Source organism: Pseudomonas sp. FA117 (assembly GCF_057370475.1).
Genome location: NZ_CM170675.1, coordinates 4,873,344 through 4,887,051, shown reverse-complemented (window position 1 = coordinate 4,887,051; position 13,708 = coordinate 4,873,344). Strand labels below are relative to the sequence as shown.

11 protein-coding genes are annotated in these 13,708 nt (G+C 64.8%); 1 reads left to right on the top strand and 10 read right to left on the bottom strand.

The window, feature by feature from the left end; genetic code table 11:
* Positions 1-21: 21 nt before the first annotated feature.
* Positions 22-237, bottom strand: a complete 216-nt coding sequence (locus AC1TXO_RS22535; RefSeq protein WP_486403782.1) for a DUF3820 family protein — start codon at positions 235-237, stop codon at positions 22-24.
* Between the two features lie 219 nt (positions 238-456).
* Between AC1TXO_RS22535 and AC1TXO_RS22530 the strand changes: the two genes are divergently transcribed.
* On the top strand, positions 457-933 hold the full coding sequence (locus tag AC1TXO_RS22530) for a ferritin-like domain-containing protein (protein WP_486403781.1): 477 nt from the start codon (positions 457-459) through the stop codon (positions 931-933).
* Here the strand turns inward: AC1TXO_RS22530 and AC1TXO_RS22525 are convergent.
* The 9 genes from AC1TXO_RS22525 to AC1TXO_RS22485 all read right to left on the bottom strand — a co-directional run bounded on the left by AC1TXO_RS22525 (position 930) and on the right by AC1TXO_RS22485 (position 13,699).
* Positions 930-2,426, bottom strand: a complete 1,497-nt coding sequence (locus AC1TXO_RS22525) for a diguanylate cyclase (protein WP_486406889.1) — start codon at positions 2,424-2,426, stop codon at positions 930-932. The genes AC1TXO_RS22530 and AC1TXO_RS22525 overlap by 4 nt on opposite strands.
* 229 nt (positions 2,427-2,655) lie before the next feature.
* Positions 2,656-3,987 carry an OprD family porin gene (locus AC1TXO_RS22520; protein WP_486403780.1) on the bottom strand — a complete coding sequence of 444 codons (1,332 nt, stop codon included), beginning with the start codon at positions 3,985-3,987 and terminating at the stop codon, positions 2,656-2,658.
* Between the two features lie 205 nt (positions 3,988-4,192).
* Positions 4,193-4,417 (bottom strand): hypothetical protein, encoded by a 225-nt coding sequence (locus AC1TXO_RS22515; RefSeq protein WP_486403779.1) that lies wholly within the window; start codon positions 4,415-4,417, stop codon positions 4,193-4,195.
* 1,680 nt (positions 4,418-6,097) lie between these two features.
* Positions 6,098-7,495, bottom strand: a complete 1,398-nt coding sequence (locus tag AC1TXO_RS22510) for a heavy metal sensor histidine kinase (protein WP_486403778.1) — start codon at positions 7,493-7,495, stop codon at positions 6,098-6,100.
* The gene (locus AC1TXO_RS22505; protein ID WP_486403777.1) at positions 7,470-8,144 is read right to left on the bottom strand and encodes a heavy metal response regulator transcription factor; all 675 of its coding nucleotides are present in this window, start codon (positions 8,142-8,144) and stop codon (positions 7,470-7,472) included. The genes AC1TXO_RS22510 and AC1TXO_RS22505 overlap by 26 nt, the downstream gene beginning before the upstream one ends.
* Before the next feature lie 9 nt (positions 8,145-8,153).
* The gene (locus AC1TXO_RS22500) at positions 8,154-11,243 is read right to left on the bottom strand and encodes a multidrug efflux RND transporter permease subunit (protein WP_486403776.1); all 3,090 of its coding nucleotides are present in this window, start codon (positions 11,241-11,243) and stop codon (positions 8,154-8,156) included.
* Entirely contained in the window at positions 11,240-12,403 is a 1,164-nt protein-coding gene (locus AC1TXO_RS22495; protein WP_486403775.1) for an efflux RND transporter periplasmic adaptor subunit, read from the bottom strand. Before AC1TXO_RS22495 ends, AC1TXO_RS22500 begins: the two co-directional genes overlap by 4 nt.
* A 253-nt stretch (positions 12,404-12,656) precedes the next feature.
* Entirely contained in the window at positions 12,657-13,391 is a 735-nt protein-coding gene (locus tag AC1TXO_RS22490; protein ID WP_486403774.1) for a YkgJ family cysteine cluster protein, read from the bottom strand.
* Positions 13,388-13,699, bottom strand: coding sequence for a hypothetical protein (locus AC1TXO_RS22485; RefSeq protein WP_486403773.1), 312 nt, complete (start codon positions 13,697-13,699; stop codon positions 13,388-13,390). The genes AC1TXO_RS22490 and AC1TXO_RS22485 overlap by 4 nt, the downstream gene beginning before the upstream one ends.
* Positions 13,700-13,708: the final 9 nt, after the last annotated feature.

Here is a 13,708-nt window from a genome sequence, read left to right as displayed (position 1 = left end):
CGGGCAAGTCCGTCATGGACCTCAATGCTTGCGGCGCAATGGCACCAGCAACTCGCCCAGGCCGTTGTGATCGATCTCGTGCATCAACGCCAGCAACCCGCCCAGTTCTCCGGGCGGGAACCCCTTGCGCGCGAACCACGCCAGGTAGTCGCCGGGCAGGTCGGCGATGATTCGGCCCTGGTATTTGCCGAAAGGCATGGTGCGGGTGACCAGCAGTTGCAGGGATTCGGGTTTCATCGATCGGCCTGGTGCAGTGAAAACCTCGACCATACAGCAATTGCCACGCTCCACCCTGCAATCTGCACGAGAACCCAATCGGCGATCATGCAGAACACCCGTAGAAGGCTGCAGTGTATTTGCATAAGTTTTTGAATTTATTGGTTTTTATTTATTCGCTCGGCTTGGCACGAAGCCTGCTCCAGTCAGTGTGACTATCACCTGCCTAGGAGTTACGCCATGAGCAATCCAAACAAAGACGTGATCGACGTGCTGAACAACCTGATCGAGTACAGCAAGGATGGCGAGAAGGGTTTCAAGGAGTCGGCCGATGATGTCAAGAATCCTGAGCTGAAGGCGTTCTTCGTCCAACGTGCCACCGCGTGTGCCCAGGCCGCGGCCGAACTGCAGGCCGAGGTGCGTCATCTGGGCGGCGACCCCGAGACTTCGACCAGCTTGAGCGGTGACATCCATCGTGGCTGGGTCAACTTCAAGTCGATGCTGACCGGTAAAAGCGAAGAGGCTGTGCTCAACGAGGTCGAGCGTGGTGAGGACTATGCGCTTAAAGCGTACAAGGAAGCCCGTGAGAAACTCGTCAAGCTCAATACGCCAAACGCGCAGAATGCCCTGACCCTGGTCGACGGCCAGTTGCAGGGCGTGCAGCGCAATCACGACCAGGTGAAGATGCTGCGCGACACCGCCCGCGCCCGCTCCTAAGCGCCCGGCCCCTCGACCCGGTTGCGGCCATTGGCCTTGGCCCGGTAGAGCGCTTCATCCGCGGCACCCAGCACCCTGGTCAGGTCGTGCTGGGTGCCCGGCTCATACAGGCCGATGCCGATGCTCACCGTGATCGGCCGGTCATCGCCAGCGAATGGCGGCATCGCCTCCACGCTCAGGCGGATGCGTTCTGCGAGCAACAACGCACCGCTCAGTTCGGTTTCCGGCAATACCACCTGGAATTCTTCTCCACCGTAACGTGCCGCCAGGTCCGCCGGGCGCCGGATACTGCGCTGGATGGTGCGTGCGACCTCGCGCAACGCCTGATCGCCTCCGGCATGGCCATGACGCTGGTTGAAGGCCTTGAAGTGGTCCACGTCCACCATCAACACGGCCATCGGTTTGCGGTTGCGCTGGGCGCGTGCCCATTCCTGGCGCAGCATCTGGTCGAGCTGGCGGCGGTTGGCCAGCCCGGTAAGGCTGTCGGTGGCGGCCAGCGTGGCCATGCCCTGTTCGGCGCTGTGACGACGACGCAGCTCGCGACCCAGCAGCAGGGTCAGCCAGAGGATGCCCAGGCACAGGGCGCCGGTGGCAATGCCGACCATCAGCGCCGTGCGGCGCCAGGCCTGGAACACCTCGGCTGACGAATGCACCACCAGCACGATCAGCGGCAGGTCGCCGACCCGGGCGAAGGTGTACATGCGCTGTTCGTTGAACAGGTCCGAGTGGGCGCTGAAGCTGCCGCTGCGCTCGCCGAGGATGCGCTTGAAGCTGGGGTGCTGGCTGAAGTCGCTGCCGATCGGCGGATCTTGCGGCCCTGCAGGTTCGCGGGCCAGCAACTGGCCGCTGGTGTTGATCAGGTTGATGCTGCTGCGCTGGCCGATGTCCAGGCGCTGGAACAGTTCGCTGAAGTACGACAGGCGCAGCGCGCCGGTGGCAAGCCCGGCAAACTCGCCGTGGGGGCCGGGGATGCGGCGGCTGAAACTGATGCACCAGTCCAGGTCGCCCAGCCTGGCCTTGAACGGCGGCCCCACCAGCAGCCCGAGGTCGGGATCGTTCTGGTGAGCCTTGAACACGCCGGTGTTGGCGAAGTTGGCCCGGCGCGGGATCAGGCTGGTCGAGTCGCCGACCACATCGCCCTCGGCATCGAGCCACAGCACATCACCGCGGCTGCGGTCGACGAAGGCCTGGTTGAACAGCAGGCGCTGGCGCAGAGGGCTGGGCACTTCCGGCAGTTCGCTGCGCCCGACGGCCCAGATCAGGCCCTTGAGCGACTGGTCGTAGAGTTCGGCGTTGCGCAGGATATCGCTCTCGATGAGCTGGACAATGTTGCTCGACGCGCGGATGGACGACTGCTCGACACTGTCCCGCTCACGGCCGAGCAGGTAGCTGACGATACCGACTATCGCGAGCACGGCGAGGCAGCTGCCCAGATTGAGGATCAGCTCGGGGTGGGGCCTGGACAGGACAGGGCGCGGGGATCGAGTGTGCAACATCAGGCTCGCTACTGCATAAGCCCCTCTTTCCGTGAGGGTAGGGCTATCAAGCGGCGGCGATATTCTAGGGAAGTGGCAATTGTCGGACAAGTTTAGTCCGTCGGAAATGCTTCAGGGCATACCAGGTTGCATGGCACCGATTGCATCGGTGGTCGCGGGCGAGTCGCAGCGGCGAACCGCTGCCCACCACCGGCAAGGCCGGCGCCATGCGCTGCAAGGGTTCGGGTCAGAACACGTTCAGCGGGTAATCGACGATCACCCGGAACTCGTCGTTGTCGTTGTCCACGGCCGAATACCCCTGGCTGCCGCGGTGGCTGGCGTAGCGCAACAGCACCGACAGGTCCTTGAGCTGGCCTTGCTGGAACACGTACTTCACGTCCAGATCACGCTCCCAGTGCCGCGCATCCTTGCCCTGCTCGCTGTACCAGTGGCCATAGCCGGCGCTGTAGGGATCGACCTTGGTCAGGTCCAGCTTGCCGCGCGAATACGACAGCGACGAGGTCAGGCCGGGGATGCCCAGCCCTGCGAAGTCGTAGTCGTACTGCAGTTTCCAGGAGCGCTCGTTGGGCCCGTTGAAGTCCGAGTACATGCGCGAGTTGTCGAGGAAGATGCTGTCGCCCAGGTTGATGTAGTCGAACGGCGTGTTGCCGTTGACCCGCTGATAGGCGGCGGTGACGCTGTGATGCCCGGCGGCCACGGTGAAGTGCAGGCTGTAGGTGTTGTTGTCGATCTTGCCCAGCTTTGCCTGGCCGGTATCCTGGGTGTGGTAGAAGTGCACGCCCGGATTGAGGCTGACCAGCTCATTGACCACGTAGGTGTAGTCGAAGTCGGCGTAGTACTGGTTCCAGATGTCCTTCAGCTCGGCGGCATACACGTTGGTGATGACGTTCTCGGTGCCGTTCCACGAAGCGCCGGCCCACGACAGGTGCTTGCTGCGCTGGTCGTCGCCCTGCTGGCTGTAGTAGGTGTCGATGCGACGGTGACCGCTCTGGTTGTAAGGCTTGGTGAAGCTGACCTGGCCGCCCTCGAGCAGCAGTCCCTCGACACTGGTGTTGGTCAACGCCACGCCACGGAAGGTCTGCGGCAGCATGCGCGTCTCGCCACCGGCGATCACCGGGTTGGTGAGAAACAGGTCGCCGGCCTTGAGTTCGGTATCGAAGCCCTTGAGCTTGATCGCAGCGCCTGCCGTCGAGAATGCGTGCGGTGCCGCGCCCAGTTCATCTGCATTCTTCTGGTGGGTCGGCAGCAGGCTGGTGCCCGCATGGCCGCCGCCGCCATCGAGCTTCAGGCCGAGTATGCCGTGGGCGTCGACACCCAGGCCGATCACGCCGGGGGTGTAGCCCGACTCGAAGCGCGCGACCGCCCCTTGGCCCCACTCGCGGTTGTCACGCACACCGCTATTGAGCTGGTTGCGGTTGAAGTAGGCGTTGCGAAAATGCAGGTTCAGCGATGAACCCTCGAAGAAGCCTTCAGCCTTGTCGTCGTCTGCCTGGGCGGCGTGGGGAATCGTTGCGGCCAGTGCAACGAACAGCGGGGTGACGCGTAAAGCGAGGGACACAGGTAAATGCTCCTTTGGTCTAACGGTGAGGCAGTTTTTAGTTATCGAAATTGCAGTTTCACAGGAAGGACGAAACTCACCGGCTGATAATTTTCGAATGCATAAAAAAAGCCGCTGATGCGCAGCGGCTTTGAAAGGCTAACATATCGACATGGGCACTGCCCATGATGCAGCCGGGGGAAAGGGAGCGTGTTGCAGGCGCCGGTCAGCTGTCGGCGTGGCCGTCGGCGGTTGCCTTGGAAGCGGTCTGTTGCGAGTCTTTGCCTGCAGCCTGATGCTCGGCGGCGTAGCGCTCCTGCGACTGCTGCAGGCTCGTGGCAACGGCGGCGTTACGGGCGACGAAGGCCGGCGATTCCTCAGCCATGGCCAGGGGCGACAACAACAGGGACGACAGGACGAAGACGCTGGCAATACCCATACTGTTGGACATTTTGAAACTACCTTCTTGCGTGGCAAGTGCTAATGGAGACAAGGCTAAGTTAGCCCTGGACGGGCACTTGAAACAGCGTCGGGAACGAAAATGACTCTTGTGTAAAAGGTAAGTATTGCGGGCGGGCGCGCTTGTCCGTCTGGTATTTCTGTCAGTTGTGCGCCTGCCAGGCCATACGAATACTGGAGCCTGGCCAGGAGGGCTAGGTATGGCTTACATCAGGGATCACTTCGCCAGGCATCCGTATTTCAACCATCCTGCCTCACATCATGTGCAGGGCGCTGCCGAACACAGGCGACAGCCGCCTGGCAGCGCGGCTGTTCAAGTGCCCTACCTGATGACCCACCCGTGCGACGGCTATCTGCCCCACATCACCGGTTTCACGCACCAGCGCACGGGCAGCCTCGGAAATGGCTGGCACAGCACCCTGCCCATCAAGGCTGACCGTGCACTTGCAAAGGGCGAGATGCTCAGTGCGTTTCTGGTCAACCAATCCGATGGCGAAATCACGTGCTTCGACTATGTCGCGCAGGAGAGTGAACTTGGCCATGACCAATGGCCCGAGGCATTCGCCCGGCATCTATCGCGCCAGAACGCGCTGATCAGTGCCGGCGCCTCAGGTCCGCAATGTACGGTCCCGGACCCGGAAGCGCCGTTGCGACTCTGGAGCCATGTCGATTTTCGGGCCTTCACGACTGCGCCGTTCAAGGGCAACTTCGTCAAGGTGCTGGCCTGCAATGACGCCTACTCGCCCGGGGGTGAGAAAACGCTTTGCCTGCAGGTCAGGGACCGCAGTACCCAGGCGCTTTTCGAACAGCACTTCTTCACTCCTGCCCGGGGGCAACTCGGGGCAGCCTGGCAAGCGTCGCTCTGCGAGCAGGTCAACCAGCACAGTCGCCTGTTGCGTGCGGGCAGGTTGGACAAGGGCTGCAACGTGGCAGTCGCTGCAAGCCAGAATGCGTTCTGGGCGCCGCTATGCGCCGACCTGAGCGTGAGCTTGACCGAGGTGAGCTGGTGGGCGTGCCGGGAGCTCGACGGTTCGATGGCGCTGCCTGAAGGCACCACCCTGCAGGCATGGGTGTTCGATATGTTCTCGAGCCGGTTGCTGGCGCACCATCGATGGACGCCGACCAAGGCCCTGCGGGCCAGCGGGAAATGGTTGCTCGCCTGGGCTGCTGCACTCGATGCCGATCAGATCAGCCGTTACCTGCGCGTCAGTGGCGCCTACCCCACGCAGCCGCTTCCTACACGGACCGATGCCTGCAACCTGATGCTGTGGCAGCGGGGCGACGCATTGCGCATCTTCACCTCGCTGCCCGACGCGGGCAATTGGGTGGCAGGCCCCGTGTTGAGATTGCCGGCTGGCGGGGCAAGTACCGATGCAGTCAGGATCACACTGCGCCATTCTTGCAACGCCACGGTGCTGCACACTGCAGTGCTCGAGCCTGACGCGCAACGCGGTACTCTGGATCCCTTCGCCTGGAGCCTGGCAATGGCTGACCTTGTGAACCGCCAGCGCTGGCCCCAGCTCAAGGTGCAGGCAGACGGCACAGGTGCACTGAACACCTGGATACCCCGCTACAGCGGGTTGCAGCCTGGCCTTGAACGGGTTGCCCCTTCTGTCACAACTGCAGATCCCGCGGATAAACCTTCGCTGAAGGTACTGGCCGAGCTCAACGGCTACCGCGGCCCCAGCGTGCCTGGCAAACGAATCCCGAAGACATTGATGCCTTTGCCGGTGTTCACGAACACATCCCCTCCATGCATCAGCGCGATCGCCTTGACGATCGCCAACCCCAGCCCATGATTGCCGCCACCGCTGTTGCTGCGAGCGGCATCCACCCGATAGAAGCGCTCGAACAGCAGCGGCAGGTGCTCGCTGTCGATGGCCGGCCCCGGGTTGCTCACGGCAATGCTGACCTGATCGTGGTCCGAGTCGATCCGCACGCGGATCACCTGGTCGGGTGCCGTGTGCTGCACGGCGTTGTTCAGCAGGTTGATCAGCGCCCGGCGCAATTGCGCTTTCTCGACAGGGGCCTGGGCGTCGCCGCTGACTTCGACGCTGACGCGGGCGTCCTCGAGGATGTAGTCGAGATAGTCGAGGGTGGTTGCCACTTCCTCGGCCAGCGATGCCTGGGTCAGCGCGGTGGCCTTGCTGCCCTGGTCGGCGCTGGCCAGGAACAGCATGTCGTTGATGATGCTGCGCAGCCGTTCCAGCTCCTCGAGGTTCGATTGCAGCACCTCGAAGTAGTGCTCGGCGCTGCGCCCGCGGGTCAGCGCCACCTGGGTCTGGCCGATCAGATTGGTCAGTGGCGAGCGCAGTTCGTGGGCGACGTCGGCGTTGAAGGCTTCAAGCCTTGAGTAGGCCTGGCTGACCCGGTCCAGCGCGGCGTTGAAGGCATCGGCGAACTGCGCCAGCTCCGGCGGCAGGTCCTGGGTGCACAGGCGTCCGTCCAGGCGCGGTGGCGCCAGCGCCTGGGCCTCGGCCGACAACGCCAGTAACGGGCGCAGGCCGATGCGGGCAACCCAGTAGGCCAGCAGCGAAGCCAGCAGCACACCGAGCACGGCCAGGCCGATGATCGCCACCAGCAGGCTGTGCTGGGCCTGCCAGAAGGTCTCGGTATCGATGCCGATCAGGAAGCGCACGGCCGGGCGCTCGCCCAGCGCGGGCAACTGGCTGACCAGGATCTTGAACGGATAGGGGCTGCCGTTCAGGTGCAGGTCGCGCATGCCTTCGGCCCCTTGGGCGAAGTGGCGCAGCTGTTGATCGGGGTGGCCGTACTCGAAGCGTGGATCATCGCCCACCACCCAGAAGCGAATGCGCCGGTCTTCCTCGGCGAGCAGGTTGAGCTTGTTGTGGATCTTCGCCCAGTGTTCCTGGGTGCCGAAGCGGTTGAGGGTGCTCTCCAGCACGCTGAAGCGCGCATCCAGCTCCGCCGCCGGCAGCAGGTCGAGACTGCGGTCGACCTGGCGATACAGGGCGCTGCCGATCAGTACGAACACCGCCAGCGCCACCAGGGTGAACAGCAGCGACAGGCGCAGGGCGAGGGATTTAGCCCGCTCGGTTTTCCAGGACATAGCCCATGCCTCGGATGGTGTGCAGCAGCTTGTTGTCGAAAGGTCCGTCGAGCTTGGCGCGCAGGCGCTTGATCGCCACCTCGACGACATTGGCGTCACTGTCGAAATTGATGTCCCAGACCAGCTCGGCGATGGCGGTCTTGGACAGGATCTCGCCCTGGCGGCGGGCCAGCACGCTGAGCAGCGAGAACTCCTTGGCGGTGAGGTCAAGACGCATGCCGGCACGGCTGGCCTTGCGCGCCATCAGGTCGATCCACAGGTCGGCGACCTGGATCTGCAGCGGCTCGTGGCTGCTGCTGCGCCGGGTCAGGGCCTGCAGGCGGGCGACCAGCTCGAGGAAGGAGAACGGCTTGCCCAGGTAGTCGTCGGCGCCTTCGCGCAGGCCATGGATGCGGTCCTCGACCCGCTCGCGGGCGGTGAGCATGATCACCGGCGTCTGCTTGCGCGCGCGCAGGGCGCGCAGCACGCCGTAGCCATCCAGGCCCGGGAGCATGACGTCGAGCACGATCACTGCGTAGTCGCCCTCCAGCGCCAGGTGCAGGCCGTCGATGCCGTCGCGGGCCAGGTCGACGGTGAAGCCCTGCTCGGTCAGGCCGCGATGCAGGTAGTCGGCGGTTTTCTCTTCGTCTTCGACGATCAGCACACGCATGGTCTTTTCTCAGCTGGCGGTCGCAGCCGCGTTGGCGGCCTTGCGGCGGTGGAACAGACGCTCCAGGGCCAAGTATATGACGGGGGTGGTGAACAGCGTCAGCGCCTGGCTGACCAGCAGCCCGCCGACCACCGCGATGCCCAGCGGCTGGCGCAGTTCGGCGCCGGCGCCGAAGCCGAACATCAGCGGCACCGCACCGAGCAGGGCGGCGAGGGTGGTCATGATGATCGGCCGGAAGCGCGTCAGGCACGCCTGGTGGATCGCCTGTTCGGGCGTCATGCCCAGCGTGCGCTGGGCATCGAGGGCGAAGTCGATGAGCAGGATGCCGTTCTTCTTGACGATACCGATCAGCAGCACGATGCCGATCAGGCCCATGATGGTGAAGTCCTGGCCCATGGCCCAGAGCAGGATCAACGCGCCAAGGCCGGCCGAGGGCAGGGTGGAGATGATCGTCAGCGGGTGCACGAAGCTCTCGTAGAGCACGCCGAGGATGATGTACACCGCCACCAGCGCCGCGAGGATCAGCCATGGCTGGCTCGACAGCGAGCTCTGGAAGGCCTGCGCCGCGCCCTGGAAGCTGCCGACGATGGAGTCGGGCATGCCCAGCTCGCGCTGGGTCTGTTCGAGGATGCGCACGGCATCGCCCAGCGCCACGCCGGGGGCCAGGTTGAACGACAGGTTGGCGGCCGGGAACAGGCCGTCGTGGGCGATCGACAGCGGGCCGGTGCTGGGCGGTGCGACATGCGCCAGCGCCGACAGCGGCACCATCTCGCCCGACAACGGCGAGCGCAGGTAGAAGTAGTTCAGGCTTTCGGCCTTGCCACGCTGACGGGTATCGAGTTCGAGGATCACCTTGTACTGGTTGGTCTCGGTCTGGAATTCGCTGATCTGGCGCTGGCCGAAGGCATCGTACAGCGCCTGGTCGACGTCGGTGGTGGTCAGGCCGAAGCGCGCGGCGGCCTGGCGGTCGATGTCGATATGGGTGACGCTGGCGCCCAGTTGCAGGTCGTTGGACAGGTCACGCAACGCCGGGTTTTCCCGCAGGCGTTCGGTCAGGCGCTGGGTCCACAGGTTCAGGGCCACGCCGTCGTTGCTCTTGAGCACGTACTGGTACTGGGTGCGCGACGGGCCGGAGCTCAGGTTGATGTCCTGGCCGGCGCGCAGGTAGAGGACGATGCCGGGCACCTGGGCCAGTTTCGGACGCAGGCGGTCGATCAGCTCGCTGGCCGACACATCGCGCTCGCCGCGGGGCTTGAGGCTGATCCAGAACCGGCCGTTGGCGATGGTCTGGTTGCTGCCGGTGACCCCGACCGAATGGGAGAAGGCTCGCACCGCAGGGTCGGCCTCGATGATCTTCGCCAGCGCCTGGTGTTTCTCGATCATCGCCGGGTACGACACGTCGGCGGCGGCCTCGCTGGTGCCGAGGATGAAGCCGGTATCCTGCAGCGGGAAGAAGCCCTTGGGGATGGCAATGTAGCCGACCACGGCCAGCGCCAGGGTCAGGCCGAACACGCCGAGGGTCAGGCGCTGGTGGGCGAGGGCGCGGTCCAGGCCCTTCTCGTACCAGCGCAGCAGGCGTTGGCCGAAGCCGTCGTGGTGTTCATGCGGTGGCTTGCGCATGAACAGTGCGCACAGGGTCGGGGCCAGGGTCAGCGACACCACCACCGAGATCAGGATGGTCGAGGTGGCGGTCAGGGCGAATTCCTTGAACAGCCGCCCGACCACGCCGCCCATGAACAGCAGCGGAATGAACGCGGCGATCAGCGAGAAGCTGATCGAGATCACGGTGAAGCCGATCTCGCCAGCGCCCTTGATCGCCGCGGTGCGGCTGTCGTCGCCGGCTTCCAGGTGCCGGTGGATGTTCTCCACCACCACGATGGCGTCATCGACCACGAAGCCCACGGCGATGACGATGGCCACCAGGGTGAGGTTGTTGAGGCTGAAGCCGGCCACGTACATCAATGCGCAACTGGCGATCAGCGAGACCGCCAGCACGCTGGAGACGACCAGCGTCGCCGACCACTGGCGCAGGAACAGCGCCATCACCCCGATCACCAGTACCACGGCGATCATCAGGGTCAGCTCCACCTCGTGCAGCGAGGCCCGGATGGTCTGGGTGCGGTCGTTGAGCACCGAGACCTCGACCGAGGCCGGGAGCATTTCCTGCAGGCGGGGCAGGGCTTCGAGCACGTGATCGACGGTATCGACGATGTTGGCCCCAGGCTGGCGGAAGATCACCAGGTTCAGCCCCGGTGTGTCCCCCGACCAGGCCTTGACGTAGGCGTTCTCGGCACCCTCGACCACCTTCGCCACATCCTGCAGGCGCACCGGCGCGCCGTTGCGGTAGCTGACGATCAGCTGGGCGTAGTCTTCAGGGTGAAACAGCTGGTCGTTGGCGGCGATGGTCGAGACGCTGTGCTCGCCGTACAGCGCACCCTTGGCCAGGTTCAGGCTGGTCTGCTGAATGGCCTGGCGGATGTCGGCCAAGGTCAGGCCAATGGCGGCGAGCTTCTCGGGCTGGGCTTGCACGCGGATCGCGGGACGCAGCTGGCCGGTGATGTTGATCAAGCCGACCCCGTCGATCTGGCTGAGCTGGCGGGCCAGCAGGGTTTCGGCGTAGTCGCTGAGTTCGTTGCCGGGCATCTGCTCGGAGCTGATGGTCAGCACCAGCACCGGGCTGTCGGCGGGGTTGACCTTGCGCCAGGTCGGCGGGCTCGGCAGGTCCTGCGGCAGGCGCGCAGTGGCGGTGTTGATCGCCGCCTGGACTTCCTGGGCGGCGGTGTCGATGTTCTTGTCGAGGGTGAACTGCAGGATCAGCGTGGTCGAGCCCAGGGCGCTGCTGCTGGTCATCTGGGTCATGCCGGGGATGGCGCTGAACTGCACCTCAAGCGGCGTGGCCACCGAGGAGGCCATGGTTTCCGGGCTGGCGCCGGGTAGTTGCGCAGTGACCTGGATGGTCGGGAAATCGGCCTCCGGCAGTGGCGCCACGGGCAGGCGCGGGAAGGCGATGGCGCCAAGCAGCACCAGGGCGAAAGTCAGCAGCAGGGTGGCGATGGGGTGGTCGATGCACCAGGCAGACACGCCTTTGCGGGTGATCATGGCTGGCTCCGGCGTTCAGCCACTTCGGGGCTGGCGGGCAGATCCGGTGCGACCACCACCGCCGAGCCGGGCTTGAGCCTGGACTGACCGTCGAGCACCAGGCGATCCCCGGCCTTGACCCCGGCGACGATATTCAGCTCGCTGTCCTGGTACAACACCTTGACCGGCACACTGGTCACCTTGTCGCCGTCGAGGCGGTAGACGTAGTGGCCATCGACGCCGCGCTGCACCACTGGTGGCGGCACCACCAGTGCATGGGTGTCGACGGCGGTGCGCAGGCGTACGGTCACCAGTTGGCCGGGCCACAGCAGGCCGTCCTTGTTGTCGAACTCGGCCTTGATGCGCAGGGTGCCGGTGTTGGCCGAAATCTGGTTGTCGATCAGGGCCAGATGGCCCTGGCCCAGCAGGCTGCGGGCACCGTCGGCATCCATGTAGGCCTCGACCAAGGCCGGCGACGGCGCCTTGAGCAGGTTCTGCAGGGTCGGCAGCATGTGCTGCGGCAGGGAGAACTCGACGGCGATCGGATCGATCTGGGTGACGCTGAACAGGCCCTGGGTGTCGCTGGTGCGCACCAGGTTGCCGGGGTCGACGTTACGGATGCCGACACGACCGGTCACCGGTGAGCGGATTTGCGTATACGACAATTGCACTTCGGCATTGGCGATGGCCGCCTGGTTGCCCTTGACCGTGGCCTGCAACTGGTTGACCAGTGCCTGCTGCTGGTCGAGGGTCTGCTTCGACACCCCGTCGTCGCTGCTCAGCAGACGGTAGCGCCTGAGGTCGACGCCAGCCACCTGCAGTTGCGCCTGGCTCTGGCCAAGCAGGGCACGGGCCTGTTCGAGGCTGGCGTTGATTGCACGGTCGTCGAGGGTGGCGAGCAGGTCGCCTTCCCTGACCCACTGGCCCTCCTTGACCAGCACTCGGGTCAGGATGCCTTCGACCTGTGGCCGAACATCGACGCTGTGCAGCGACAGCACCGAGCCGATGGCGCTGGCGAAGCGCGGCACATCCTGCTCGGTGACGTTGACCACCCGCACCGGCACGGCGTTCTGTGCGCGTGGCGCAGGGGCGTCCTGGCGCAGGCGCAGCCAGCCGGCCACGACGATCAGCGCAAGGATGGCCAGGGCGGCGAAGACGAGGGGGCGGGAGGGACGTCGCATCGGGGCTGGTACCGGTCAGTGGGCAGGGTTGGGTACGTTGTTGTCTTCTTCGCGGGCAAGCCCGCCTGCAGTACCCGTGGGAGCGGGCTGGCCCGCGAACAGAACACCTCGGTTGCAGGCTGGTCCTGTTCTTTTCCTGCTTATAGCCCCCCGATCGGGTCGGCAGCGTGACGCCTGGCTGACAGCGCTGACAGTTTCCAATCATTGATGGCTAATTGCCAGCCTGCCCGTTGCTGACAGCGCTGATTCCAGTTCAGAACGCGATGAAGGCGTAGTACACCGGCGCTTCCCCGGTCGTCAGCAGCCCATGGCCCTGCAGCCCGCCGGCCAGCTCCGGATCCTGCACATGCACGGTCCATGGCACTTGAGAGTCGTTATCCAGCTGATCCAGCGCCGCGAGAAACGCCGGCATTTCCGGGAGCCAGGCGGTGAAGCCATTGCCCTTGAGTGCGCTGGTGGTCATGCCCAGTGCCTGGCACACGGCGACCTTGGCGGCGATGTCGTCACGGTCGGCCTGGCGCGAGGCTTCGATCAATGCGGTCAGGTGCGGGTCGACCGCAAGATTGCCGACGATCAGTTGCGGGCCTTGTTGCCACGCTTCTGGTGGGCAATCCTTGGCCTCGGTGCGCAGCGGCAGGTGCGGATTGATTTCGGCCGGGTAGATGCGGCACACCAGCGGGCGTGTCTCGTAGACGCCACACAGGTTGTCGGCCCTGAGGTTGCGGCAACGGCCGGGGTTGAAGGCGGCAAAGGTCACCGACACCTGAACCTCGCTGCTGCCGCAGGGCACGGTGTGCGAGCGGCGCAGCACGTGGTCGCGCTGTTCGGGCGGCATGCCCAGGCCGTCAGTGACGAAACCTTCGATCAGCACCACGATCTGGCCGCCGTCCAGGGCCCACTGGCGTGATTCGGCGAGGGTCAGCGGCAGGTGGTGGCCGCTGCAGCACTTGCCGCAACCGGTGCAGGCGAAATGGATGCTGTCGTTCACTTGGCGCCCGGCTTCCATTCGGTGACGTACGCCTGGCGGGTGGCGCGGTCGTACAGGCACAGCTCGGTGCCGGTCTGGTTGTTCATGTGCCTGGGCTTGTACACACCTTCGATCAAAAGAGCACTGTAGGCGGTGCGGTCATCGAATTCGGCAGGCTTGCCCAGGGCATGGGCATCCTTGAAATCGCTGGCGGCCAGGCAGCTCTTGACCATCTGCTGGCGGTACTCGTTCCAGGCTTCGGAGCTGGAGGCATGGGCCAGGCCAGTGGTCATGGCGAGGGTGATCAGGGCGATACGAGCAAGAGTCATAGACGATAC